Origin of the sequence: Mesorhizobium sp. M1273 (assembly GCF_040318195.1) — a bacterium.
Taxonomy (GTDB): Bacteria; Pseudomonadota; Alphaproteobacteria; order Rhizobiales; family Rhizobiaceae; genus Mesorhizobium.
Genome location: NZ_JAMYLV010000036.1, coordinates 1 through 22,897 on the forward strand (window position 1 = coordinate 1; position 22,897 = coordinate 22,897).

The following is a 22,897-nucleotide window of genomic DNA, read 5'->3' on the forward strand; positions in this document are numbered from 1 at the left end:
GCCATCGCGGGGACCTTCGAGGTCGACCTCCATGATCTGCAGCGGCTTTCCGGCGGCAACGGCGACAGCGGCGCGCGTTTTCATCAGGCAATCCTCCCATGACAGTCTGCAATCCAGGTTAGATTTAACTTACCATTCAGCTCTGCGCTATGCACGAAGCGACGTTGTGACCCCGGATTTTCGTCAGCGCCCGCCGATTTGCATGCGGGATAGGCTCCGACTTTGCCTTGACCGGCCCCCTGAAGCCCATAAAACGGGAAGCCCGTAAAAGAAGGGCAGCCGAGGGACGAGGCCTGCATGTTCACAAAGATCCTGGTCGCCAACCGTGGCGAGATCGCCTGCCGCGTGATCAAGACGGCGCGCAAGATGGGCATCGCCACCGTCGCGGTCCATTCCGACGCCGACCGCGACGCCGTGCATGTCGAAATGGCCGACGAGGCGGTGCATATCGGGCCTTCGCCGGCTGCGCAAAGTTATCTGGTCGCGGAAAAGATCATCGCCGCCTGCAAGGCCATAGGAGCAGAGGCCGTGCATCCCGGCTACGGTTTCCTGTCCGAGCGGGCATCCTTCTGCGAAGCGCTGGAGCAGGAAGGCATCGTCTTCATCGGCCCGAAGCCCAAGGCCATCAAGGCGATGGGCGACAAGATCGAATCGAAGAAGTTCGCCAATGCGGCCAAGGTGTCGACGGTGCCCGGCTGGCTCGGCGTCGTCGAAAACGCCGCCCATGCCGAAAGAATAGCCGGCGAAATCGGCTATCCCGTGATGATCAAGGCTTCAGCCGGCGGCGGCGGCAAGGGCATGCGCATCGCCTGGAGCAAGGCAGAGGTGCGCGACGGCTTCGACCGGGCGCGGTCGGAGGCGAAAAGCTCGTTCGGCGATGACCGCGTCTTCATCGAAAAATTCATCGTCGATCCGCGCCATATCGAAATCCAGGTGCTCGCCGACGCGCATGGCAACACGCTCTATCTCGGCGAGCGCGAATGCTCGATCCAGCGCCGCAACCAGAAGGTCGTGGAGGAGGCGCCGTCCCCCTTCCTCGACGCCAAGACCCGCAAAGCCATGGGCGAGCAGTCGGTGGCGCTGGCCAAGGCCGTCGACTACCAGAGCGCCGGCACGGTCGAGTTCATCGTCGACAGCGACAAGAACTTCTATTTCCTGGAAATGAACACGCGGCTGCAGGTGGAGCATCCGGTGACGGAACTCGTCACCGGCATCGACCTGGTCGAGCAGATGATCCGCGTGGCGGCCGGCGAAAAGCTCGCCATCAAGCAGAGCGACGTCAAGCTGAACGGCTGGGCGGTGGAAAGCCGCCTCTATGCCGAAGACCCGTATCGCAACTTTCTGCCGTCGATCGGCAGGCTGACGAAATACCGGCCGCCGGAAGAGGGAAAATTCGGCGAGGTCGTTATCCGCAACGATACCGGCGTTACCGAAGGCTCGGAAATCTCGATGTTCTACGACCCGATGGTCGCCAAGCTGTGCACCTGGGCGCCGACACGGCTGGCGGCGATCGACGCGATGTCGGAAGCGCTGGACAGTTTCGTCGTCGACGGCATCGAGCACAACATACCGTTCCTGGCGGCGCTGATGCAGCATCCGCGCTGGCGGGAAGGGCGGCTATCGACGGCGTTCATCGCCGAGGAATATCCCGACGGCTTCGCGCCCATTGTGCCGAACAGCGAAGAAAACGCGGTGCTGGCCGCGATCGCAACCGCGGTCGAACTGCTGCGCCGCGACCGGCTCGACCGGCTGGGCGGGCGGCTGGCGCCGCATTCGGGCGCCTTGAAACGCGATTGGGTGGTGAAGATCGGCCGGGATTATCTTTCGGTTGCCATCGTCGAAGGCATGATTTCCATTCCGATGGAGCTCGACCTCACAATCGACGGCGGCAAACCGCTGACGGTGGCATCCGACTGGCGGCCGGGCGATCTCATCTGGCGCGGCACGGTCGGCGGCCGCAAGGTCGCGGCGCAAGTCAGGCCGGTGCTGAACGGGTTCCGCATCGCCTGGAAAGGCATCTCGGTGACAGCCCGCGCCATGCTGCCGCGCACCGCCGAACTCGAAAGGCTGATGCCGGAAAAAGTGGCGCCGGATACCTCGAAGATGCTGCTATGCCCGATGCCCGGCCTCGTCGTGTCGATTGCCGTTGCCGAGGGGCAGGAGGTCAAGGCCGGCGAGACGCTGGCCGTGGTCGAGGCGATGAAGATGGAAAACGTGCTGCGCGCCGAGCGCGATCTCATCGTCTCGAAGCTCAACGCCAAGCCCGGCGACAGCCTTGCCGTCGATGCTGTGATCATGGAATTCGCGTGAGGTTGGACCGAGCGAGGCGCCGAAGCTGCCAATCTCCCCCCTCGTGGGGGAGATGTCTGGCAGGACAGAGGGGGGCGAAGGAACGCGACCTTGCAATTGGTTGGGCACGCTCAGTGGAGGAGGGACAAGGCGAGGCCGCGAGGAATTCGCATTTTTCCCCGTCGCGCCGTATTTTTGTTCTTGCTTTGTGCCGGCAGCTATGCTATTAATTTGGGTATGGTGCTAATTGGCTCCAAGGACCCGCCTGCTAAGGCGGGTTTTTATTTGCAGCCTGACGTCGGCGGGACAGCGCCCCTCTCTGTCCTGCCGGACATCTCCCCCACGAGGGGGGAGATTGGCAGCTTGGGTGGCAGCGCCTTTCTGCCGGCGGAAGCGATTGCTAAGTTCACAAAGCTCCAATCACTACCGCTGGACTCGTGTTACCCGGTGCCGGACAATACAATACATGTTCATCGACTGAGTCCTTGTGAGGCGGCGCGAAAAAACCATGGCGGATGAAAGACTTCCACGCGATCCCTTGCTGCGCGAGGCCTATGCAAAGGCGTCGCGGGCGGAGGCGGCGGCGCGTCGGTTCATTCATCTGCGCGTGCATTCGGCCTATTCGCTGCTCGAAGGTGCCTTGCAGCTCGGCAAGATCGTCGGCCATGCGGTGCAGGACGAATGCCCGGCAATCGCCGTCACCGACACCAACAATCTGTTCGGCGCGCTGGAATTCGCCCAGAAGGCGGTAAAGGATGGCATCCAGCCGATCATCGGCTGCCAGATCGACCTCGCCTTTTCCGGCGAGGCGAGCGACAGCCAGCGCGACCGCAGGCGGCAAGGACCGGAGATGCGGCCGGCCGTCCTGATCGCCGCAACCGAGGCCGGCTACGGCAATCTGGTCAGGCTGGTCAGCCGCGTCTACCTCGAGACACCGCCCGGCGAAGCGGTGCATCTGACGAGCGAGATGCTGCAGGGCCACACCGACGGATTGATCTGCCTTACGGGCGGGCCGCGCGGTCCGATCGGCACTGCCTTGAAACAGGATCGCCGCGAACTCGCCGAGACCCGGCTCTCGGCGCTCAAGAGCCTGTTCGGCGACCGGCTCTATGTCGAGCTTGAGCGCGTGTCCGGCTATGACCGCGCCATCGAGCAGTCGTCGGTCGATCTCGCCTACCGCCACGATCTGCCGCTGGTTGCCACCAACGAGGCGTTTTTCTTCTCTCGTGAAGACTATGAGGCGCATGACGCCCTGATCGCCATCGCCGAAGGTTCCGTGGTTGCGGCCGACAATCGCCGCCGCCTTTCGCCCGACCACTTCCTGAGAAGCCAGGCCGATATGGCGAGGCTGTTCGCCGACCTGCCGGAAGCAATCGACAACACCGTCGAGATCGCGCTGCGCTGCTCGTATTACCCGAAGACCCGCAATCCGATTCTGCCGCGCTTTGCCGGCCGCGATGTCGCCGACGCCGATGCTGCGGTCAAGGCGGAGGCGCAGGAGCTTGCCAGGCAGGCGCATGAAGGGCTAGAGGCGCGGCTGGCGGCGCACGGCCCGACGCCGGGCTACACGGTCGAGCAATATCGCGAAAGGCTGGATTTCGAGCTCGGCGTCATCGAGAAGATGAAATATCCGGGCTATTTCCTGATCGTTGCCGACTTCATCAAATGGGCCAAGGCACAAGGCATTCCGGTCGGCCCGGGCCGCGGTTCGGGCGCCGGCTCGCTGGTCGCCTATGCCACGACCATCACCGACATCGATCCACTGCGTTTTTCGCTGCTGTTCGAGCGCTTCCTCAATCCCGACCGCGTGTCTATGCCCGACTTCGACATCGACTTCTGCCAGGACCGGCGCGAGGAAGTCATCCGCTACGTCCAGCAGAAATACGGCCGCGACCAGGTTGGCCAGATCATCACCTTCGGCACGTTGCAGGCGCGCGCGGTGCTGCGCGACGTCGGCCGCGTGCTGCAGATGCCTTACGGGCAGGTCGACAAGCTGAGCAAGATGGTGCCGTCGAACCCGGCCAATCCGGTCAAGCTCGCCGACGCCATCGCCAACGAGCCGCGCTTTGCCGAAGAGGCGGAGCGTGAGCCGATCGTGCAGACGCTGCTCGATACGGCGCAGAAACTGGAAGGTCTTTATCGGCACGCCTCGACGCACGCCGCCGGCATCGTCATCGGCGACCGGCCGCTGTCGGAGCTGGTGCCGATGTACCGCGATCCGCGCTCGGACATGCCGGTCACGCAGTTCAACATGAAATATGTCGAGCAGGCCGGGCTGGTGAAATTCGACTTCCTTGGCCTGAAGACGCTGACGGTGCTGGACAGGGCCGTCAAGCTGATCCGCCGCCGCGGCATCGAGATCGATCTTGCCCACATTCCGCTCGACGACCCCGAAACCTACGCCATGCTGTCGCGCGGCGAGGTGGTCGGCGTGTTCCAGGTGGAAAGTGCCGGCATGCGCAAGGCGCTGATCGGCATGCGGCCCGACTGTATCGAGGACATTATCGCGCTGGTCGCGCTCTACCGGCCGGGGCCGATGGAGAACATACCGACCTACAACGCCAGAAAGCACGGCGAGGAGGAGATGGCGTCGATCCACCCGAAGATCGACCATCTCGTCAAGGAGACGCAAGGCGTCATCGTCTACCAGGAACAGGTGATGCAGATCGCGCAGGAGCTCTCCGGCTATTCGCTGGGCGAAGCCGATCTGCTGCGCCGCGCCATGGGCAAGAAGATCCGCGCCGAGATGGACAAGCAGCGCGAGCGCTTTGTTTCGGGCGCGGTCGAGCGCGGTGTCGGCAAGCCGCAAGCCGACTTCATCTTCGACCTGCTGGCAAAGTTTGCCGACTACGGTTTCAACAAATCGCATGCCGCCGCCTATGCCGTCGTCTCCTACCAGACCGCCTATCTGAAGGCGCATTACCCCGTCGAATTCCTGGCGGCATCGATGACGCTCGACATGGGCAATACGGACAAGCTCGCCGATTTCCGCCAGGATGCGCTGCGCCTCGGCATCGAGGTGGTGGCGCCGTCGGTCATGACGTCGTTCCGGGATTTCGAGGTCGGCGAGAACCGCATCTTCTATTCGCTGGCCGCGCTCAAGGGCGTCGGCGATGCGGCGGTCGAGCACATCGTCGCCACGCGCGGCGAAAAACCCTTCAAGAGCCTCGCCGATTTCTGTGAAAGGGTCGATCCGAAGATCGTCGGCAAGCGCGTCTTCGAAAGCCTGATCATGGCCGGCGCGCTCGACTGCTTCGGTCATGACCGCGCGGCGATGATGGCCGGCGTCGAGCGGATGATGGGGCTGGCGTCGCTGGCGCAGCAGAATGCCGTCACCGGCCAGCATGACATCTTTGGCGCCTCGCTCGGCGCACAGTCGCAGGCGCTCAACTTGCCGGCGACCGATCCCTGGCTCGCCGCCGACCGCCTGCACCGTGAATTCCAGGTGGTCGGGTTCTATCTCTCGGCGCATCCGCTCGACGAATACAAGGCGGCGCTGCAGAAAATGCGGGTGCAGACCTGGGGCGAGTTTTCGGCCGCCGTCAAACGCGGTGCTGCCGCCGGCCGGCTCGCCGGCACGGTGACCACCAAGCAGGAGCGCAAGACGCGCACCGGCAACAAGATGGGCGTCGTGCAGTTCTCCGACACCTCCGGCCAGTATGAAGCGGTGCTGTTTTCCGAGGGGCTGGCGCAATACCGCGACCTGCTCGAACCCGGCCGCTCGGTGGTGATCACCGTTTCGGCCGAGGACAGGCCTGAAGGCGTCAATCTGCGCATCCAGACCGTGCAGTCGTTGGAGGAAGAGGCAAGCCGTATCCAGAAAGCGTTGCGCATCTTCGTCAGAAATGACGCACCGGCATCGACAATCCAATCGCAGCTTGGCCAGCGTGGCGACAGTCAGGTGAGCATCATCGTCATCAAGGAAGGCGGCGAGGGCGAGGTCGAGATCGAGTTGCCCAACCGCTACCGCGTATCGCCGCAGATCGCGTCGGCGATGCGGGCGGTGCCGGGCGTGGTCGAGGTGGAACTGGTCTAAGAGTTAGCGCACGCTTATGAAGCGGCGATCTCCGCCGGTTGCGGTGCTCTCCGCTGCAGGTTGAGCAGATTTCCCATGAGGATCAGCAGGGCGCCACCGGCGGTGAAGGCGTCGATCTGCTCGTGATAGAGCAGCCATCCGATCACCGCCGACAGCGGCACGCGCAAAAAGTCCATTGGCGAGATGACCGTCGCATCGGCATAGACAAGTGCGCGGGCCATGCAGAAATGCGACGACATGCCGGTGAAGGCGATGAGCAGGATCCACGGCCAGAGCTCAAGCGGCGGGTTGCGCCATTCGTAAAGCGCCGGGACGAGGCCAAGCAGCGACTGGATGATCAACATCCAGAAGATGATGCGCACGACGCTGTCCGTCCGCGTCAGCGACTTGACGAGAACCACCGAGACGCCGAAGCAGACCGCGGCTCCCAGCACGATAACATGCCCCGGATTGACCGCGCCGACGCCCGGACGCACGATGATCACAACGCCGATCAGCCCGAGCACGATTGCCGCCAGCCGTGGCCGGGAGAGCCTTTCGCCGAGGAAAGCGACGGCCAGCAAAGCGGTCCAGATCGGCGTCGTGAATTCGATCGAGATCAGTACCGCAAGCGGGATCAGCGTCAGGGCGTAGAGCCAGGCAGCCTGGCCGGTATAGTGGACGACGTTGCGGGCGATATGAGCCAGCGGGCGTCCGGTGCGCATCGCCGCAAAACCGCCTGACATCATGACCAGCGGCAACAGGATGAAAAAGCCGATCACCGAGCGCAGCTCGAGCACCTGGAAGACGTTTAGTTCGGCCGTCGTGGCACGGCCGGCCACCGACATCGCCAGGAACGAGGCGATCGACAGCGCCATCCAGAACGCGGCCTTGGGGATCGAGGGTGCGGGTGCCATGCGGCTATGTCGCAAGCCGGAGCGCTCATCGCAACCGCTAGCCGACGCATTCGACTGGGCCAGCCGCGCAGCGTTGCAAACAGTGATGTTGAAGCCGGAACCCGCCGCTGAGGGGAGCGTTGGTCCCTCAGTGTTTGCGTGCTGTGTTTTGGATACCAACGAGGAGCGGTCCGATGAAATCACTTGCACGATTTGTACTTGCCGGCTGCCTGACGGCCGGGGCCGGGGCAGCGCATGCCGACGATCCGGATTTTCTTCGCTCATTCCAGGGGAATTTCGCCGGCAAAGGCATCGTCAAGGTGACCACCGATGCGCCGACGGTGAATGTCTCCTGTCATTTCAATTCCGACGCAACGTCGAGCTCGCTGTCGCTCGACGGCAGCTGCCGCGGTCTTATCGTGGTAACGCGCGCCATCAGCGCCGATCTCAAATCGAGCGGGACGAAATACACCGGCACCTATGTCGGATCGCGCACCGGGCCGGCGCAATTGAGCGGCAGCCGCTCCGGCAACGCAATCAATCTCGGCATCCGTTGGGCCAAGGAGGTCAATGGCGATCGCAAGGCGCAAATGACGGTCGAGAAGAACGGCGAGAATGGCATGCGGCTGATCGTCGTCGATACCGATCCGAAAACCGGGAAGAGTGTGGTGACCACCCGGATCGATCTGCAGCGCACGTGACTGGGGCAAGTTGATATTCAGGTGAGGCCGGCCTGCGAAAAGCGGTTTCCTGCGCATCCAGTGCTCACGTACTCACAAGTGCGCTCCGCTCCGGTTCTCGGAAACCACCCTTCTCGACTCGGCCTGACCTGAATCTCAAACATGCCGGTATCATTCCTCGACCGGTTCGGGCGGATGGGCATCGCGGCCCTTGCCGAAGGTATAGCCGGTTTCCACCGCCCTGCGGCCGAACTTGCCGCGCAGCGTGTCGATGGCGCCTTCGGCCATGGCGCGCTTGCGTGACTGGACGTCGACCAGGTCGGGCGGGTCCGCCCGGTCATCGTCGGAGAGATCGCTGACGCCAATGCCGAGCAGCCGGTATTTCGTGCCATCCGCTTCCTTGCGCAGCAGCTCGAGCCCGGTCTGAAAGATGCGGTCGGCCAGCCGGGTTGGATCGCCGAGCTGGCGATTGCGCGTGCGGATCCTGAAATCCTGCGTCTTCAGCTTGAGGACGACGGTGCGTCCGGCAATTCCGGATTTCTTCAGCCGGGCCGAGACTTTTTCCGACAGCGCCCTCAGCACCGAAACCAGTTCGTCGACGGAGGCGATGTCGGTATCGAAAGTGGTTTCCGCCGAGACGCTTTTCGCGTCCTGGTCGGGAACGACGCGACGGTCGTCCTCGCCGCGCGAAAGCCGGTAGAGCCGGTCGCCCATGACGCCGTAGCGGCGCATCAGATCGCCACGTTCCACACGCTGCAACTGGCCGATGGTGCGGATGCCGTCGCGCTCGAGCGTGGCGGCAAAGGCCTTGCCGACCCCCCAGATCAGCGTCACCGGCTGCTCGGCCAGGAAGCCGATAGCCTCGGCCTCGCCGATCACCGAAAAGCCGCGCGGCTTGCGGAAGTCCGACGCCACCTTGGCCAGGAACTTGCAGTAGGAAAGGCCGGCCGAAACGGTGATGCCGATTTCCTTTTCCACGCCGAGTGCGAAGCGCGCCAGCACCACCGCAGGCGGCAGGCCATGCAGGCGCTCGGTGCCGGCGAGGTCGAGAAAGGCCTCGTCGATCGAGAGCGGCTCGACCAGCGGCGTCAGCACCTGCATCATGGCGCGTACCTCGCGGCCGACGCGCACGTATTTTTCCATGTCCGGCGGCAGGACCACCGCTTCCGGGCAGGCTTCGAGCGCCTTGAACATCGGCATTGCCGAGCGCACGCCGTGGATGCGGGCAATGTAGCATGCGGTGGAGACGACGCCGCGCTTGCCGCCGCCGATGATCAATGGCCGGTCCTTCAACGCCGGGTTGTCGCGCTTTTCGACCGCCGCGTAGAACGCGTCGCAATCGATATGGGCAAGGCGCAGCCGGTAGAGCTCCGGATGGCGGGCGAGCCGTGGACTGCCGCAGCGCTCGCAACGGCGTGCCTGGCTGCGCTGAAAACTCAGGCAGTCGCGGCAAAAACCGTGTTCGGGATTGTTGACAGGGGCCGCCATCGCTGCGAACATAAAGAGAACAAATGCAATGGTACGTCAGGACGGATGCCACGACAAGGCGGTGGGCCGGGAGAGAGCTCATGAATACGACCATAGCGCCGCTAGTGCCCGAGCTTTGGGCGGATTTCGAAGATCTTTTCGGTAGGCAAGGCGCCTGCTACGGCTGCTGGTGCACACATTTCCGGCTGTCGCCCGCAGCACGCCGCGCGAGCAACCGGGAGCGCAACAAGGACCACATCAAGGCGCGGATCGAGGCCGGGCCGCCGCCCGGCCTGCTGGCTTTCGAGGGTGGCCAGGCGGTCGGCTGGATGCAGATCGGCCCGCGTGCCGACGTGCCCGAATGGAACAACCAGGGCAGGGGGTCGGCGCCGATCGACCCCGCCGACGCCAGCGATCCGGGCGTCTGGGCGATCTCCTGCTTCTTCATCCGCACCAAAGCGCGCGGCAAGGGCCTGTCGCACCGCCTGGTCCAAGGCGGCATTGAGTTCGCCCGCGAGAACGGCGCGCGGCTGATCGAGGCCTGCCCGATCGACCTGTCGAAGGATTCGCGCTCGATCGGGCTGTTCGTCGGCTCATCGCGGGTCTTCGAAAGGGCCGGGTTCCAGCGATTGGTCGAACGTAAGCCAGGCCGACCGCTGGTGCGGCTGGTGCTTTAGCCGGATGCGCTTTTGGCCTACAGTCGGCGTCTTGCGGCTGTAACGCTGTTTCACTAACACAAGCAATGATTTGGCCCGAGACAACGGAGAATCGACGTGAAGCGTGTATTGCCACTTGTTCTCGCCGTCGCGTTTAGCGCGCCCGCTTTCGCCCAGACCGTCGACAGCCAAGGTGCGAAGAAGCTTACCGATGATCTGGCACATTATTTCGGCAGGCAGGGTTTCGATATCGGACTGGTGAAAATCACTGCCGACGGCGATGCGTACAAACTCGCCGTCGATTTCAAGCCGCTCGTCGCTTTGCTGTCGAAACAGGATTCCTTCAAGTTCGACGTCACGCCTTACGACATGCGGGTCAAGCCGCGCCAGGACGGGCAGTGGGACGTGTCGGCGGATACGTCGCTGACCGGATCGTTCGATTTCAAGGGGCCTCAAGGGCCGCAGCACATCGACTTTTCGGTGTCGAACAACAAGTTCACCGGTGTGTATGATCCGGCCCTGGTGGCCTTCGTCAGCGCCACGGGGTCAATGGACGCTATGACGATGAAAACCCGGGAGCCGAAGCAAGAGGCCGATGTCTCTGCCGGTGCCGGCACCGCCACGCTAAATTCGACGAAATCGGCGAACGGCGGCATCGATTTCACTGTCGCGGAAAAGATCTTGAATTTTGCTGAAGTCCTCAAAGTCAACGATCCCGAGCGAGGGTTGAATTTTCCGGTCACCCTCAATGCGCCGGAACTTTCGGTGCATGCAAACGGCAAGGGTGTTCGGACAAAGCCGTTGATGGATCTGCTTGCTTTTGCCGTCGCTAATGAAGACGAGGCGAAACTGAAAGTAAATCAGGCGGAACTTAAGTCACGTCTCCTTGCGGCGTTGCCTGTCTGGGAAAGAATCGACGGAACGTACGCCTTCAAGGATTTCGCAATTGAGAGCCCAGTCGGCAAGTGGGGTGCGAAGCAGTTGGATTTGGCCAGCGGCATGGATGGCGTCTCCCAGAACGGCAAGATCAACTATGGGATCAAGGCCTCCGGTCTGACGATCCCCCGGCAATTGCTGCCCGCCTGGACTGGTCCACTGGTGCCGACGGATATCGACCTCAACTTCGGCGGTGCCAATATCGATCTCGACACGATGGCGAAGAAGGCGATCGAAGCCTTTGATCTCAATAAGAATCCGCCGTTGCCGGGGGAATTCGGCAAGGCTTTGGTCGCCGATTTCAAGGCCAAGAAACCCAAAGTAATCCTCGGCCACTCGACCGTGAAGAATGGCGACGTCGAAGTCGCCATGGAAGGCGAGATGACTTTCCCGGGCGGCGAAAAGCCTGATGCGACCGTGACCGTCGCTGTGGCCGGCTACGACAGGATCGTCGATGCCCTGAAGGAAGGCGCCAAGAGCGATGAGCAGATGGCGCAGGCCTTCCCCTTTGCGCTGGCCGTCAAAGGTTTTGGCAAGACGCTGCCGGATGGCCGGCTGGAATGGGTGATCAACACCAAGGCCGATGGGTCCGTTGCGGTCAACGGCGCCATGCTGAAGGGGCCGGATGAAGTCCAGGACGACAGCGCCGGCCAGGATGACAACTCGGGCGATGATGGCGCGAATGGAACGGACAATTCGACCGGGGGCGAGGATTCGGACGGCGGCGACAATGGCGGGGCAGGACCGAAGCTGCAGCCCTGAGCGCTCGCATTAAAGCCCCAGAGCACTCGCGATCTTCGGCGCGGCGTCGCGCCAGTCTTCGACGACGCTGACGCCGTCCGGCGGCGGCGGCAGGAAAGCGCGCAGCGAATTGTCGGCCATCAGATGGAAGAGATACGCATCGGCGACCGAGTTCTGCACCGACACAAGATTGGACGGCTGATCGTCGACGAAAGCGACCGGGCGGCCCTTGTTGCCGCGCAATTTGGCCACCGCCGGTCCCTTGGCCATTTCGGTGGTCAAAAGCGGGTAGGGCAATCCGAGCGCGTCGAGATGCGCACGGCGCACCACGCGGTGCTTGTGCGGCATGGCGGTTAGCAGAACGATCTCGGCGCTGTCGCTAAGCGCTGCAAGAGCATCCTCGGCACCGTCGGTGATGCTTTGCCAATCGGCCTGGGCATCAAAGAATTCCCCCAGAAGTGCCGTAACCTCGGGCTGTTCGATCAAACGGCCGCTCGCCGTTTCGGTGATGTTGCCGGTGAGCCGGAAGGAAGCCAGCGTCAGGCCGAAGCCGCGCGATTTGAGGAAATGCGGAAACGGCCGGATGAATTCGAGCACGACGTCGTCGACGTCGAGCACCAGCAGCGGCCGGTCGTCGTCGGCCAGCTCCTCGATCTGCCGCGCCGTCTCGGGATCGTCGCTCATACCGAATGCTCATGATTGTCGTCGCCGAGCGGCAGCGCCCGCAATGCCTTGCCGACTGCGGCCGGCGGCGTCCCGGTCTCCTCGGAAAAACGCATCAGCGTCGGCTCGTGGGCAAGGATGAACTGCAGTACGCCGGCCAGGAATCCAGGCTCGCCCGCCGCCCGGCGGATGGAATGGGCTTCGATGCCGGTGATCGCCAGGAAGCGGGGCAGAAGTTCCGGATCGGCGGCGACGAAGCCCAACGCCTTTACGGCAATGGTTTCCGCTTCCTCGCGCATTGACGCTGCGTTTGCCATCGCTACCTTCCTTCATGGGCGGAATCGTTCTGTTTTCGCAGTAGTGGCAAGTGTCGCCGGCAGCAAGCTCGCCGACCTGGAATCCGAACGCTTTTAGGGCGGCCGGTTTGCGTTTCGTCAATCATATTGCCGTATAGTGGGAACAGGTTTGGTGCGTGCCGACAAGGGGCGCATGACGGCACCCTTCGAGTGGAAGGTCAGCCGGGACGGGAAATCGATGCCAAAGAAGGTTATGATCGTCGAAGACAACGAGCTCAACATGAAGCTCTTTCGCGACCTCATCGAAGCGAGCGGCTACGAGACGGTGCGCACACGCAACGGCCTGGAAGCGCTGGATCTGGCGCGGCAGCACAGGCCGGACCTCATCCTGATGGACATCCAGCTGCCGGAAGTGTCGGGCCTCGAGGTCACCAAATGGCTGAAGGAGGACGATGATCTCCACGTCATCCCGGTCATCGCCGTCACCGCCTTCGCGATGAAGGGGGACGAGGAGCGCATTCGCCAGGGCGGCTGCGAGGCATATATCTCCAAGCCGATCTCGGTGCCGCGTTTCATCGAAACCATCAAATCCTACCTGGGCGATGCCTGATGTCCCTTTCCAGCCGAGCCGGAGCTTTGTGAAATGACCGCGCGGATCCTCGTCGTCGACGACATCCCAGCCAATGTCAGGCTGCTGGAGGTTCGGCTACTCGCCGAATATTTCGAGGTCCTGACCGCCACCAACGGGCCGGACGCGATCGAGATCTGCGAGAACGGCAAGGTCGACGTCGTGCTGCTCGACGTGATGATGCCCGATATGGACGGGTTTGAGGTCTGCCGGCGGCTGAAGGGCGACCCGGCGACGTCGCATATCCCTGTCGTGATGATCACCGCGCTCGACCAGGTTTCGGACCGGGTGCGCGGCCTCGAGGCCGGCGCCGACGATTTTTTGACCAAGCCGGTCAACGATCTGCAGCTGATGACGCGCGTCAAGAGCCTGGTCAGGCTGAAATCGCTGACCGACGAGCTGCGGCTGCGCGCCTCGACGACACGCAATATCGGCATCGAGGAGCTTTTGAGCCGCAACTTCGCTGCCGACGACGCGGTGCCGAAGGTGCTGCTGGTCGACGAGCGCAAATCCTCGTTCGAGCGCGTCCAGAAGATGCTGCGCGGCAGTGCCGATCTCGACGTCGCCAACGATCCGCATGCAGGCTTCTTCCAGGCCGCCGAGCAGCCGTATGAATGCGTGATGATCTCGACGGCCTTCGCCGATTTCGACCCGCTGAGGCTCTGCTCGCAATTGCGCTCGCTCGATCGCACCCGTTTCCTGCCGATCATCCTTCTGGCGGACGAGGGCGAGGAGGGGCGTATCATCCGCGGCCTCGAACTCGGCATCAATGATTATCTGATGCGGCCGATCGACCAGCAGGAGCTGACCGCGCGGCTGCGTACGCAGGTGCGCCGCAAGCGCTACAACGACCAGCTTCGCGCCAGCGTCACCCAGACCATCGAGATGGCGGTGACCGATGCCCTGACCGGCCTGCACAACCGGCGCTATCTCGACAGCCATCTGCAGACGCTGTTCGACCGCGCCGTGGCACGGCGCCGGCCGCTGTCGGTGATGATCACCGATCTGGACCGCTTCAAGAGCATCAATGACGCGCATGGCCATGACGGCGGCGACGACGTGCTGCGCGAATTCGCGCGGCGGCTGCGCAAGAATGTGCGCGGCATCGACCTAGCCTGCCGCTTCGGCGGCGAGGAGTTCGTCGTGGTGATGCCGGACACCGACGGCGCGGTGGCCGAAAAGGTCGCCGAGCGCATTCGCGCCGAAATCGCCCAACTGCCGTTTCCCGTCGGCGCCGAAGGCAAAGCCGTCGAAGTCACCGTCAGCGTCGGCGTTTCGTCGGTGCTGAAAGGGGTGGACACGGTCTCCGCGCTAATGAAACGCGCCGACCTTGCGCTCTACGAAGCCAAGAGCGGCGGCCGCAATCGCGTCGTCGCCAAGGCGGCTTAGCACCGAACACCAATTGCCGGGTCAACGCGACAAGGTTACGAATTTACCTTAATCCAAGCGATTTGCGAGGCTTGGTTAAGAAACGGTTGATTTCCATAAGTTGTTGCGCAAATGTGCAGCCCTTAGACGTAACCGGCACGAGGCTAGATCGCCGGTTCGACCCGAAGAATACCCCATGATGCTCAGGTCCGCCGCATCTCCTGGGTCCGTGGGGTCGGCCGGCCGGCGCTGGCACATAGTGGCCTCCTCGTACCGCTGCCAAACGCCGGCCGGCCCCCAATTTTCAGAACACATCAGGATTCTACGCCAAGACCCGGAAAACGCTTGGTTTTTGTTGCGGCAGCGACAGCGCCCTTTGAAATAGCCGGCTGGGCAGGGCGTATGCGCCCGCAGTCGATTGACAGGGCCTGTCTTCTATGCAGAAATTGGTTGGACCATTGAGCCATTTGGTGACCCGTTGGCATGACCGAATTCGGCCTTTCCCCCATACACGCAACTGCTCGCGACGACGCGGTGCTCAAGGCGCTGGCCGGCTTCGTGATGCGGGAAGCCCTCGGGCCCGGCCAGAGACTGCCGACCGAACGCATCCTCGCCGAGCGCCTCAAGGTGAGCCGCAACACCGTGCGCGAGGCGCTGACGCGCTGGGAAGGGCTCGGCCTGGTCGAACGGCGGCAAGGCAGCGGCACCTATCTCAAGGGAGTGGTCTCGCTGGACATGCTGCACATGCCGCTGACGCTGGCCGGCGGCAATGATTTCACCAGCCTGATGCAGACGCTGGAAATCCGCCGGGCACTGGAAGCGGAAGCCGCCGCCCTGTGCGCCGTCCGCGCGGGCCAGGCAGATCTCGTCGAGATCGGGCGCAAGCTCGACATTATGGAGCAGGCCTTCCACACCCGCGCCGGGATGTCGGCGGAGGAGGACTGGGAATTCCACCAGTCGATCTACCGCAGTTCCGGCAATCCGCTGTTCGAGCAGATCATCGCCGCCATGCACGAACTGTTCCATCGTTTCTGGGAGCATCCGCTCGGCGTGCGTGATTTCGGCCACGCCAGCTTTCCTTACCACCGCACCATCTACGAACGCATCGCCGCGCACGATCCGGAGGGGGCTCGGGCCGAGGCGCTCAAGCTGATCGCCACCGTCGAGGACGATCTGAAGCGCGGCGCGGCCAAACTCGAACTTTCAGGCCAGAAATGAGCGATCATCCCGCCGGTTTCGAAAACGACTATCTCGCCGAGGCAGCGACGCTTCTCGCCCATGACGAGCCTTTCCCCGGCGGCGCGGTGGTCCCGCCGATCTACCAGACTTCGCTCTTCACCTTCGCCAACTATTCCGAGATGGCCGACACATTCGCCGGCAGGCGACATCAGCCGATCTATTCGCGCGGCGACAACCCGACGGTCATGGAGTTCGAGGCGCGTGTCGCCGCTCTCGAAGGCGCGGAGGCCGCGCGCGGCTTTTCCAGCGGCATGGCGGCGATCAGCGCCACGGTGCTTGCTTTCGTCGGTGCCGGTGAGCGCATGGTTGTCGTGCGCAATTGCTACGGCGATGCCTACCGGCTGTTCGAACGGCTTTTGCCACGGCTCAACATCAAGGTCGACTATGTCGACGGTTCCGATCCGGACGCGGTCGCGGCAGCACTTCCCGGCGCCAAGCTGCTCTACCTGGAAAGCCCGACGTCGATGATGTTCGAGCTCCAGGACATAACCCAGCTGGCGCGGCTGGCCAAAGAGCAGGGCATCATCACCTCGATCGACAATTCCTGGGCTACGCCGGTGTTCCAGAAGCCGATTTCGCACGGTGTCGACCTGGTGTTGCATTCGGCCTCGAAATATCTCGGCGGCCACAGCGACACCGTCGCCGGTGTGGTGGCCGGTTCGGCCGCCCATATCCGACATATCAACGAGCAGACCTATTCCTATCTCGGCGGCAAACTGTCGCCTTTCGAGGCCTGGCTGTTGCTGCGTGGCCTGCGAACATTGCCGCTGCGGTTGCCGCACCATATGAAGAGCGGGCTGACCATCGCCGAACGGCTGAAAGCGCATGACCATGTCGAGCGGGTCAACCACCCGGCCTATTCCAACCATCCAGGCAAGGCGACGCTTGCCGGCTATGCCGGGCTGTTCTCGTTCGAAGTGACGGAAGACGTCGACATCCCGGCTTTCGTCGATGCGCTGAAACTCTTTCGCATCGGCGTCAGCTGGGGCGGCCATGAGAGCTTGGTCGTTCCGGCAAAGGCCTCGCTCGAGCAGACGCCGGGCCTGAATTCGATGGCGCGCTTCGGCGTCAGCCCACGAACCATCCGCTTCAGTGTCGGATTGGAAAGTGTCGAAGACCTGTGGGCGGATGTTGCCCGGGCCTTCGACAGAGCAAAAAGATAAAGGAGCCGTTCAAAATGGGAGTGCTGAACATGAAAAAACTGAGCATCCTTCTTGGTGCCGTCGCGGGTCTGGCGATTTCCGCCGGCAGTGTGCTGGCCGATTCCACGGTCAAGATGGTCGAGGTCATCACCAGTCCGCCGCGTACCGAATTCCTCAAGAAGCAGATCGCCGAATTCGAGGCGGCCAATCCGGGTGTCAAGGTCGAGCTGGTATCGCTGCCCTGGGGCCAGGCGTTCGAGAAGTTCCTCACCATGGTGCAGGCCGGCGACACGCCCGACATCGTCGAGATGCCGGAGCGCTGGATGGGCCTCTATGCGACCAACGGCCAGCTCGAGGATCTCGGGCCATACATGGCCAAATGGGACGATGCCAAAACGCTTGGCGAGCGTGCCAAGCAGTTCGGCTCGACGGTCGATAACAAGCAGTACATGATCCCTTACGGCTATTACCTGAACGCGCTGTTCTGGAACAAGAAGCTGTTCAAGGAGGCCGGTCTGGACGGTCCGCCGGCGACGCTCGATGAATTCGTCGAGGACTCCAAAAAAATCTCGGCGATACCGGGCAAATATGGCTACTGCCTGCGCGGCGGCCCGGGCGCCTTCAACGGCATGCATATGTTCATGAACATCGCCGCCGGCAAGGGCGGGTATTTCAACGAGGACGGCACCTCGACCATCAACGAGGAAGGCTCGGTCAAGGGCCTGCAGATGCTCGCCGACATGTACAAGAACGGCCTGGCGCCGAAAGATGCGGTGAGCTGGGGTTTTAACGAGACCGTCACCGGGTCTACAGCGGCACCTGCGCCATGCTGAACCAGGATCCCGACGCGCTGCTCGGCATCGCCGACAAGATGAGCGCCGACGATTTCGCCGTGGCGCCGATGCCGGTCGGACCGAGCGGCAAATCCTATCCGACGCTCGGTTATGCCGGCTGGGCGATGTTCGCCAATTCCCAGCACAAGGACGATGCATGGAAGCTGATGGCGACGCTGTTGTCGCCCAAGGACAATCTGGAATGGGCAAAGGAAGTCGGCGTCATTCCAATCCACAACGGCGCCGACCAGGACGCCCACTTCAGGACCGAGCAGTTCAAAGGCTGGTTCGAGGAACTGAACAACGGCGACAAATACGAGATGGTGACGCCGCCGACTCACCTGGAAAACCTTGGCAATTTCGTAGACCAGGTGGCGATCAAGAATTTTCAGGAAGTGCTGCTTGGCCAGAAAGCGGCCAAGGACGTGGCTGACGAATGGGCCAAGTTCCTGACCAAAGAACAGCAGGACTGGCTGGCCAAGAACAAGAAATAGCTCTTCTTCCTTCTCCCGTTCACGGGGAGAAGGTGTCACGAAGTGACGGATGAGGGCGGCGCCAACCCGTCGTGGCTCGTGTTGCCTCTCATCTGCCTGCCCGTCCTCCGCAGCAGCTGCGCTGCAGCTGCGGAGGGTGGACCGGCATCTCCCCGTAAACGGGGAAGGCGCTGTCGCCAGCCCGTGGTTACCCAGGAGACGATCCAGTACCAATGACCTATGCCGTGTCCGAAATCCGATCCGCCGGCAGGCCGCGAAAGAAGCGGCTATCCCATGCCGTGATCGAGCCTTGGCTCTATCTCAGCCCGGCGATCGCGCTGCTGGTCGTCGTGCTCCTGGTGCCGCTGGTTATCGGTGTCGGCTACTCGTTCCGCAAATTCTCCGCTTTCAAATCCGAATATGTCGGGCTTGGGCAGTATCAGGCGATGCTGTCGGATCCTGTGCTCGGGCAGGCGCTCGTCAACACGCTATGGTGGACGGCAGCCAGCCTGTTCTTCCAATTTTTCCTTGGACTTGGCCTGGCGCTGCTGCTCGATACGCCGTTCCGGGGCAGAAAGATCGTGCAGGCCGTGGTGTTCCTGCCTTGGGCGGTACCGTCCTTCCTCTCGGGCCTGACCTGGGCCTGGCTGTTCAACCCGATCATCGGGCCGCTGCCGCATTGGCTCTACGCCTTGGGGCTGAAAGCCGAGCCAACCAACGTGCTCTCCGATCCCTCGACAGCCATGTGGGGGCCGATCGTCGCCAATGTCTGGTTCGGCATTCCCTTTTTTGCCATCACCCTTTTGGCGGCGTTGAAGTCGATCCCGTCAGAACTGCATGAGGCGGCGGCGATCGACGGCGCCTCGCCGTGGCAGCGCTTCACCAAGGTGACGCTGCCGTTCCTGGCGCCGACCATCGTCATTACCGTCATGCTGCGCACGATATGGATCGCCACATTCGCCGACCTGATCTTCGTCATGACCGAAGGCGGGCCTGCCGGTTCGACCGCCACAGTGCCGGTCTATATCTATGTCAGCGCGTTCAAGTCGCTGGACAAAGGCTATGCCTCCGCAGTGGCGGTCCTGCTGCTTGTGCTGCTCATCGTCTACGCGGTTGCGCTTATCGGCATCCGCCGTTCGCTGGTGAGGCACGTCTGATGATTGCCGGACGCTCCGCTTCCTCGCGCGTCCTCGGCGGTATCGGCCTTTACGGCGCCATCGCCGCCTATATGGCCTTCGCGCTGTTCCCGATCTTCTGGACGTTGAAGATCTCGGTCACGCCGGAGCGGCTGCTCTATTCCGAAGGCATCACTTTCTGGCCGTCGCAAACGACGCTGCAGAACTTCGTCACCGTGCTCGAAGCCAGCGATTTCCCGCGTTACTTCCTGAACAGCGTTATCGTTTCGGTTTCGACGGCAGCCTTCGTAACGGTCATTGCCACGCTGGCCGGCTACGCCATGTCGCGATTTTCCTTCCGCGGCAAGGCGACCCTGGCCATCCTGCTTTTGCTCACCCAGACTTTTCCGCTGGTGATGGTCATTCCGCCGATCTACCGCATCATGGGACAGATCGGCCTCATCAACAGCCTGACCGGCCTCGTCATCATCTACACCGCGTTCAATACGGCCTTTGCGACCTTCCTGATGCAATCTTTCTTCGACGGCATCCCGAGAGACCTGGAAGAGGCAGCCATGATCGACGGCTGCACGCGCCTGCAGGCGATGCGCAAGGTGATCGTGCCGCTGACGCTGCCCGGCATGGGCGCGACGCTCGGCTTCGTCTTTACCGCCGCCTGGAGCGAGTTGCTGTTTGCGCTGATGCTGATTTCCAGCGACGACCAGAAGACCTTCGCGGTCGGCCTGCTCACCTATATCGGCAAATTCGCGGTCGACTGGGGACAGATGATGGCGGCTTCCATCCTGGCGCTGATCCCGGTCTGCGTCTTCTTTGCCTTCCTGCAACGCTACCTCGTCACCGGCCTTACCGCCGGCGCTGTCAAGGGATAGATCGATGGCCTCCGTTACACTTGACAAAGTCCGCAAAGACTATGGAGCGGTGCGCGTTCTGCACGCAGTCGATCTCGAAATCGCCGACGGCGAGTTCGTCGTTCTGGTCGGCCCGTCCGGCTGCGGGAAGTCGACACTGCTGCGTATGATCGCCGGGCTGGAGGAGGTCTCCGACGGCGAAATCCATATTGGTGAGCGCCTGGTCAACGATATGGCGCCAAAGGACCGCGACATTGCCATGGTATTCCAGTCCTACGCGCTCTATCCGCACATGGACGTGTCGAAGAACATGGGCTTCAGCCTGATGCTGAGGAAGGCCGGGAAGCCGGTGATCGATGCAAGGGTGGACGGGGCCGCCAAGCGGCTCGGGCTCGATGCGCTTCTGCAGCGCCTGCCTCGGCAATTGTCCGGCGGCCAGCGTCAGCGCGTCGCCATGGGCCGTGCCATCGTACGCGACCCGAAGGTCTTTCTCTTCGACGAGCCGCTTTCGAACCTCGATGCCAAGCTGCGCGTTCACATGCGTGCCGAGATCAAGGCGCTGCACCAGCAATTGAAGACCACTTCAGTCTATGTCACCCACGACCAGACCGAAGCGATGACAATGGCCGACCGCATTGTCGTCATGCATGACGGCCTCGTCCAGCAGGTCGGTGTGCCGCTCGATCTGTACGACCGGCCGGTCAACATGTTCGTCGCCGGGTTCATCGGCTCGCCCGGCATGAATTTTCTGTCTGCCGTGGTTGAAAAGGGCGCCAAGCCGGATGCCATCCTGGCCGACGGCCAGAAGCTGAGGCTGCCGGACGGCCTGCCGCTCAGGGATGGCGATGCGATCACCGTCGGCTTGCGGCCCGAGCATATCCGGCTCGCCGACAATGGCGCGCTGAAGGGCGAGGTGGGTGTCGTGGAGCCGCTCGGCCTGTCCACCCAGTTCTATGCCAGGCTTGCCGGCCAGCAGGTCTGCGTGTTTGCCATGGGCCGGGCCAGCGTGAAGCCGGGTGAGGCCGTGCGCCTGTCGGCTGATCCGGCATCGCTCCATCTGTTCGATCCGGCAAGCGGCGATCGCATCGGCTAGCCCTGTATCCCCGAAATGAAAAACGCCGCCCGGAAGGCGGCGTTTCGGTACTGCGAGAAAAACCCGATTACTTGATCTTGGTTTCCTTGAATTCGACGTGCTTCTTGGCGACCGGGTCGTATTTGCGGAACGACAGCTTGTCCGTCTTGGTGCGGCTGTTTTTGCTGGTCACGTAGAAGAAACCGGTGTCGGCGGTCGACAGAAGCTTGATCTTGATGTTTGCGGCTTTGGCCATGATGTTCGTCCGTTGAATGTTCGTGGAGTTTTGGCCGCTGGAGCACGGGAAACACCCGGACGCGGGAAACTTGCCGCGACACATAAAGAACGCGCCCGGAAAGTCAACCCTTGTCCAGGTTCTGTGTCGTAAGCAGATGAGTTGTCCGGATTAGGTAGCACATGAGTTGTCCGGGTTTATTGCCAGCCGATGGAGGCTGGGGACGAACCGGACATTGATGTGCTACCAAAACCCGACAATTTGATTGGGTGCCGACAGCCGCGGGAGGCTCCTGTGTGCCTCCGGCCGTCCTCCGGGTGGCGTCTCAGTTTGAATGCTGGCTATGAGTATCGAGCGATGGACGGCTGATCGATCACCCAAAGCCAGTTCCCGTCACCTTGCCGGCGAGCGATTTCCGCAGTTACGGTGCCATCGGCAAGGCGCGTGGAAGTGAGCGCCAAATCCCTGTTGATGATAGCCGGACGCTGATCTCCGAGATCAAACTTTCGTCCCGCTGCCACCAACTTGGCGTAAAATCGGCGGATGGCATCTCTGCCGCAGGCCAACTGTCCGTTGCCGGTGTCGAGGATGGCACCGGGTTCGTAAAGAGCAGCCATTCCTTCCGCGTCTCCCGCTTGCTCGCGAGAAACCAATAGCCGCGCCAGGTCCTGGGGATCGCTTGCCGGTTTGCGGTTTGCTTCATCATTCATCGGCAGGCTTCCTGACAGCCAGATTCAAACCGAGATACGACCAGGTTCCGGTCACTCCGCCGCGACGGTTTCCGGTTGTAACGCCTTCTTCCAGTCTCCCGTCGTGTTCCACCAGCGGTTAGGGTTGGTGCGGTCGTCGAGACCCTTGGAGCGGCTGGCAAGCAGTGGCTGAATGCGGATCACCGGTTCCTGATAGCTGTGAACCTGATAAATCGCCTCGACGACGCGTGCGGCGAGCTTCTGGTCATCAGGCAGTTCGAACGACACCTCGACAGTCCCCGACCGCCTGCGCAATTCCGTCTCGGCGCCGGCGGCGGCACCTTCAAGCGGCCGGTAACGTTCGATGCCGTCCGCCGACTGAAAGGCATTGCTGTCATATTTGCCCATTTCGAGCGGCGCGATCGCGACCACCGCCTCCATGATGCGGTCGACATCGGCTGCCGGTGCCTGAAAGGTCACCAGCAGCAGCAATTCCATCCGCAGCGATTTCGTTTCAAAGCCACTATCGATCATCCGAGGTCTCCCTGCTTATGCACTTTGGGGGAGCATATACTCGAGCCCTCCTGACATGGTT

At 62.4% G+C, this 22,897-nt stretch carries 19 protein-coding genes and 1 pseudogene; 13 read left to right on the plus strand and 7 right to left on the minus strand.

The features are described 5' to 3' along the window. The first annotated feature begins 297 nt into the window (after positions 1–297). Complete coding sequence (locus NKH30_RS27150) at positions 298–2,310, plus strand: acetyl-CoA carboxylase biotin carboxylase subunit (protein ID WP_352997540.1); 2,013 nt, start codon at positions 298–300, stop codon at positions 2,308–2,310. A gap of 487 nt (positions 2,311–2,797) precedes the next feature. Continuing rightward, positions 2,798–6,325 (plus strand): DNA polymerase III subunit alpha, encoded by a 3,528-nt coding sequence (gene dnaE / locus NKH30_RS27155; RefSeq protein WP_352997541.1) that lies wholly within the window; start codon positions 2,798–2,800, stop codon positions 6,323–6,325. A gap of 14 nt (positions 6,326–6,339) precedes the next feature. Here the strand turns inward: dnaE and NKH30_RS27160 are convergent, their stop codons facing one another. Further along, positions 6,340–7,221 carry a DMT family transporter gene (locus NKH30_RS27160; protein ID WP_352471788.1) on the minus strand — a complete coding sequence of 294 codons (882 nt, stop codon included), beginning with the start codon at positions 7,219–7,221 and terminating at the stop codon, positions 6,340–6,342. 173 nt (positions 7,222–7,394) lie between these two features. On the opposite strand from NKH30_RS27160, the gene NKH30_RS27165 reads away from it, so the two are divergent. Beyond that, on the plus strand, positions 7,395–7,901 hold the full coding sequence (locus tag NKH30_RS27165) for a hypothetical protein (RefSeq protein ID WP_352471786.1): 507 nt from the start codon (positions 7,395–7,397) through the stop codon (positions 7,899–7,901). A gap of 150 nt (positions 7,902–8,051) precedes the next feature. Here the strand turns inward: NKH30_RS27165 and NKH30_RS27170 are convergent, their stop codons facing one another. Beyond that, entirely contained in the window at positions 8,052–9,380 is a 1,329-nt protein-coding gene (locus tag NKH30_RS27170; protein ID WP_352997542.1) for a DNA polymerase IV, read from the minus strand. A 68-nt stretch (positions 9,381–9,448) separates the two neighbouring features. On the opposite strand from NKH30_RS27170, the gene NKH30_RS27175 reads away from it, so the two are divergent. Both NKH30_RS27175 and NKH30_RS27180 read left to right on the plus strand, forming a co-directional pair. Then, complete coding sequence (locus NKH30_RS27175; RefSeq protein ID WP_352979761.1) at positions 9,449–10,024, plus strand: GNAT family N-acetyltransferase; 576 nt, start codon at positions 9,449–9,451, stop codon at positions 10,022–10,024. A 348-nt stretch (positions 10,025–10,372) separates the two neighbouring features. Further along, entirely contained in the window at positions 10,373–11,701 is a 1,329-nt protein-coding gene (locus NKH30_RS27180) for a hypothetical protein (protein ID WP_352997543.1), read from the plus strand. Positions 11,702–11,710: 9 nt separating this feature from the next. On the opposite strand, the gene NKH30_RS27185 is transcribed toward NKH30_RS27180, so the two are convergent. After that, positions 11,711–12,364 (minus strand): hypothetical protein, encoded by a 654-nt coding sequence (locus NKH30_RS27185; protein WP_352997544.1) that lies wholly within the window; start codon positions 12,362–12,364, stop codon positions 11,711–11,713. After that, positions 12,361–12,660 carry a DUF3572 domain-containing protein gene (locus NKH30_RS27190; RefSeq protein ID WP_352502452.1) on the minus strand — a complete coding sequence of 100 codons (300 nt, stop codon included), beginning with the start codon at positions 12,658–12,660 and terminating at the stop codon, positions 12,361–12,363. Before NKH30_RS27190 ends, NKH30_RS27185 begins: the two co-directional genes overlap by 4 nt. Positions 12,661–12,877: 217 nt before the next feature. On the opposite strand from NKH30_RS27190, the gene NKH30_RS27195 reads away from it, so the two are divergent. The 8 genes and pseudogenes from NKH30_RS27195 (at position 12,878) to NKH30_RS27230 (ending at position 21,399) form a co-directional block, all read left to right on the plus strand. Then, positions 12,878–13,249, plus strand: coding sequence for a response regulator (locus NKH30_RS27195; protein ID WP_006334976.1), 372 nt, complete (start codon positions 12,878–12,880; stop codon positions 13,247–13,249). 33 nt (positions 13,250–13,282) lie between these two features. After that, positions 13,283–14,656, plus strand: coding sequence for a PleD family two-component system response regulator (locus NKH30_RS27200; protein WP_352897894.1), 1,374 nt, complete (start codon positions 13,283–13,285; stop codon positions 14,654–14,656). Between the two features lie 462 nt (positions 14,657–15,118). Beyond that, positions 15,119–15,853: a FadR/GntR family transcriptional regulator gene (locus NKH30_RS27205; RefSeq protein ID WP_352997545.1), complete on the plus strand. Its 735-nt coding sequence runs from the start codon at positions 15,119–15,121 to the stop codon at positions 15,851–15,853. Further along, positions 15,850–17,037, plus strand: a complete 1,188-nt coding sequence (locus NKH30_RS27210; RefSeq protein WP_352997546.1) for a PLP-dependent transferase — start codon at positions 15,850–15,852, stop codon at positions 17,035–17,037. Before NKH30_RS27205 ends, NKH30_RS27210 begins: the two co-directional genes overlap by 4 nt. Before the next feature lie 14 nt (positions 17,038–17,051). After that, a pseudogene (locus NKH30_RS27215) lies at positions 17,052–18,343 on the plus strand (ABC transporter substrate-binding protein). 212 nt (positions 18,344–18,555) lie between these two features. Continuing rightward, positions 18,556–19,479 (plus strand): carbohydrate ABC transporter permease, encoded by a 924-nt coding sequence (locus NKH30_RS27220; RefSeq protein ID WP_352613811.1) that lies wholly within the window; start codon positions 18,556–18,558, stop codon positions 19,477–19,479. Then, positions 19,479–20,327: a carbohydrate ABC transporter permease gene (locus tag NKH30_RS27225; RefSeq protein ID WP_352613810.1), complete on the plus strand. Its 849-nt coding sequence runs from the start codon at positions 19,479–19,481 to the stop codon at positions 20,325–20,327. The genes NKH30_RS27220 and NKH30_RS27225 overlap by 1 nt, the downstream gene beginning before the upstream one ends. Positions 20,328–20,331: 4 nt before the next feature. Then, positions 20,332–21,399, plus strand: a complete 1,068-nt coding sequence (locus NKH30_RS27230) for an ABC transporter ATP-binding protein (protein WP_352540640.1) — start codon at positions 20,332–20,334, stop codon at positions 21,397–21,399. Positions 21,400–21,466: 67 nt separating this feature from the next. On the opposite strand, the gene rpmG is transcribed toward NKH30_RS27230, so the two are convergent. From rpmG to NKH30_RS27245, 3 genes are all read right to left on the minus strand, one after another. Continuing rightward, positions 21,467–21,634: a 50S ribosomal protein L33 gene (gene rpmG, locus NKH30_RS27235; protein WP_006201775.1), complete on the minus strand. Its 168-nt coding sequence runs from the start codon at positions 21,632–21,634 to the stop codon at positions 21,467–21,469. A 320-nt stretch (positions 21,635–21,954) separates the two neighbouring features. Beyond that, a complete protein-coding gene (locus NKH30_RS27240) occupies positions 21,955–22,323 on the minus strand; it encodes a YybH family protein (protein WP_352471772.1) in 369 nt (122 codons plus the stop codon). Positions 22,324–22,374: 51 nt separating this feature from the next. Further along, complete coding sequence (locus NKH30_RS27245; protein WP_352471771.1) at positions 22,375–22,836, minus strand: YqfO family protein; 462 nt, start codon at positions 22,834–22,836, stop codon at positions 22,375–22,377. Between the last annotated feature and the right edge of the window lie 61 nt (positions 22,837–22,897).

Excerpts from the sequence above, each read along its gene's own strand:
- NKH30_RS27170 (WP_352997542.1), bottom strand. The coding sequence starts at position 9,380 with ATGTTCGCAGCGATGGCGGCCCCTGTCAACAATCCCGAACACGGTTTT.
- NKH30_RS27175 (WP_352979761.1), top strand. The coding sequence starts at position 9,449 with ATGAATACGACCATAGCGCCGCTAGTGCCCGAGCTTTGGGCGGATTTC.
- NKH30_RS27195 (WP_006334976.1), top strand. The coding sequence starts at position 12,878 with ATGCCAAAGAAGGTTATGATCGTCGAAGACAACGAGCTCAACATGAAG.
- NKH30_RS27245 (WP_352471771.1), bottom strand. The coding sequence starts at position 22,836 with ATGATCGATAGTGGCTTTGAAACGAAATCGCTGCGGATGGAATTGCTG.
- NKH30_RS27205 (WP_352997545.1), top strand. The coding sequence starts at position 15,119 with ATGACCGAATTCGGCCTTTCCCCCATACACGCAACTGCTCGCGACGAC.
- NKH30_RS27185 (WP_352997544.1), bottom strand. The coding sequence starts at position 12,364 with ATGAGCGACGATCCCGAGACGGCGCGGCAGATCGAGGAGCTGGCCGAC.
- NKH30_RS27180 (WP_352997543.1), top strand. The coding sequence starts at position 10,373 with ATGCGGGTCAAGCCGCGCCAGGACGGGCAGTGGGACGTGTCGGCGGAT.
- NKH30_RS27210 (WP_352997546.1), top strand. The coding sequence starts at position 15,850 with ATGAGCGATCATCCCGCCGGTTTCGAAAACGACTATCTCGCCGAGGCA.
- NKH30_RS27220 (WP_352613811.1), top strand. The coding sequence starts at position 18,556 with ATGACCTATGCCGTGTCCGAAATCCGATCCGCCGGCAGGCCGCGAAAG.
- NKH30_RS27160 (WP_352471788.1), bottom strand. The coding sequence starts at position 7,221 with ATGGCACCCGCACCCTCGATCCCCAAGGCCGCGTTCTGGATGGCGCTG.
- NKH30_RS27190 (WP_352502452.1), bottom strand. The coding sequence starts at position 12,660 with ATGGCAAACGCAGCGTCAATGCGCGAGGAAGCGGAAACCATTGCCGTA.
- rpmG (WP_006201775.1), bottom strand. The coding sequence starts at position 21,634 with ATGGCCAAAGCCGCAAACATCAAGATCAAGCTTCTGTCGACCGCCGAC.
- NKH30_RS27225 (WP_352613810.1), top strand. The coding sequence starts at position 19,479 with ATGATTGCCGGACGCTCCGCTTCCTCGCGCGTCCTCGGCGGTATCGGC.
- dnaE (WP_352997541.1), top strand. The coding sequence starts at position 2,798 with ATGGCGGATGAAAGACTTCCACGCGATCCCTTGCTGCGCGAGGCCTAT.
- NKH30_RS27150 (WP_352997540.1), top strand. The coding sequence starts at position 298 with ATGTTCACAAAGATCCTGGTCGCCAACCGTGGCGAGATCGCCTGCCGC.
- NKH30_RS27165 (WP_352471786.1), top strand. The coding sequence starts at position 7,395 with ATGAAATCACTTGCACGATTTGTACTTGCCGGCTGCCTGACGGCCGGG.
- NKH30_RS27200 (WP_352897894.1), top strand. The coding sequence starts at position 13,283 with ATGACCGCGCGGATCCTCGTCGTCGACGACATCCCAGCCAATGTCAGG.
- NKH30_RS27230 (WP_352540640.1), top strand. The coding sequence starts at position 20,332 with ATGGCCTCCGTTACACTTGACAAAGTCCGCAAAGACTATGGAGCGGTG.
- NKH30_RS27240 (WP_352471772.1), bottom strand. The coding sequence starts at position 22,323 with ATGAATGATGAAGCAAACCGCAAACCGGCAAGCGATCCCCAGGACCTG.